Source organism: Thermoactinomyces intermedius, from assembly GCF_013912365.1.
In the GTDB taxonomy this organism is placed as follows: Bacteria; Bacillota; Bacilli; order Thermoactinomycetales; family Thermoactinomycetaceae; genus Thermoactinomyces; species Thermoactinomyces intermedius.
Genome location: NZ_JACETT010000041.1, coordinates 1 through 1,676, shown reverse-complemented (window position 1 = coordinate 1,676; position 1,676 = coordinate 1). Strand labels below are relative to the sequence as shown.

General features: G+C 46.5%; 2 protein-coding genes. Both read left to right on the top strand.

The window, feature by feature from the left end; genetic code table 11:
- Positions 1-1,005: phage tail protein (locus H1R82_RS10205; RefSeq protein WP_445267832.1), on the top strand; the 1,005-nt coding region annotated here is incomplete at its 5' end.
- Positions 1,006-1,133: 128 nt separating this feature from the next.
- The coding region (locus tag H1R82_RS10200) for a hypothetical protein (protein WP_181821652.1) at positions 1,134-1,676 on the top strand (543 nt) is incomplete at its 3' end.

Genomic DNA, 1,676 nt, shown 5'->3' with positions numbered 1-1,676 from the left:
ATCACTGACACAATCCTTGGCGCAAAAAACCAAGTAGTTGATTTGAAGGCGAATCAAGAGCAGCTAAATGAATCTATCCAACAGCTAGACAACGATCCGGTGGTGAAGTTCAAGCAAGCATTACAGGAATTACAGACTGCCCTTTCCCCTCTTTTAGATCAGATTTCAAACATCGTGATGAAAATTGCTGATTTTATCCAAAACAATCCCCAACTCGCTGCAACAATTATGGTTATCGTCGGAGCTGTGGGGGCCTTTTTGGGTGTGCTAACAATATTGGGACCTATCATCAGCGGAATCACAGCAACAATAGGTTTGCTGGCTGGTGCGTTTGGGGTTGCATCTTCAACAGTCTTAATCGCTATAGGTGTTTTGGCTGCTTTGATTGCGATTGGGTTTGCTCTTTGGCAAAACTGGGACACGATCAAAGCAAAAGCAGTGGAAATATGGGGCGCAATCAAAGCTTGGCTTGTTCAGACATGGGAAAATATCAAAACTCAAGCAAGTGAAAAATGGGAATCGATGAAGAAAACAGTCCAAGACAAGATGGACAGCGCTAAGAAGAAAGTCACTGATATTTGGAACTCCATAGTGAGCTTTTTGAAGGGGATCAACTTATACCAAATCGGGAAGGACATTATATCGGGCTTGATAAACGGAATTAGCAGCTTGAAAGATAGAGCTTTGAAAAAAGCTCAAGAGATTGCGGACGGCATCAAAAGCCGCATTAAAAGCGCTCTTGGAATCCATTCCCCTTCCCGCGTGATGATGGAGTTAGGTGAAGACACTGGCCAAGGGTTTGTTCTTGGTCTGGAGTCAGCAATCAGGAATATCCAGCGAGTATCTGATCAGCTCGCAACCGCTTCAATGCCTCAGCAGGGTTCAGGTGCATTAGTAAGCACATCAAACGACCGGGTGAACAATGTCACAGTTTACAACTATGGCCCGGATCTGACCGGCCAAAGTGTGATTAATGCGCTACGGCGTAAGGAGTGGTTAAGTTGAGCCGGATTAAATACATGTGGTACGGAACGCGTCCGGAAATAAGGTTCGACGTTACGGAATCATGGGTAATACAAGACTCTTTCGAAACATTCCCCGGGGATAATTTCACAATAAGGAACCCATCAACTATGGACGGGACCACCACCGGTTGGCTTCAAACGGATTATCGTGCTTATACCGGGACGTACTCAATCCGGAGCGAACCCATGGAAAGCATCGCAGGAGTTCACCAATACGCCAGGATCGACTTTGTTTTCGAAGTGCCTTCATACGCAAGAAATGTGAAAATCAATTACATGTACTTCCAGGATTCCGAAGAAGGTTATGACGGCCTAAAAGTTTACTTTAATGGCGCCTTGGTTCACAACTATATCACCAATGGAGTGTATTATCAGTGGACGCCTGGCGAAATCACGACGAGCCAACGGGGGCAATGCACGGTCACTTTTGAGTATGACAAAGACGGGCAAAAGGATGAAGGGGAGACCGACGCCGTCTATATTGATGACTTTGAAGTAACCTGGGACGTTGAGAGCATCGCGGAGACGCCGGGCACGGAGTTAATTCGTTTTGATGGTTCAACCGGTTATTATCTGTTATACCATCGCACTGGTGCGCAAGCTCCGCCGGTGAATCTGGTGGAACAACGCATTCCAATGCGGCCGGGGAGC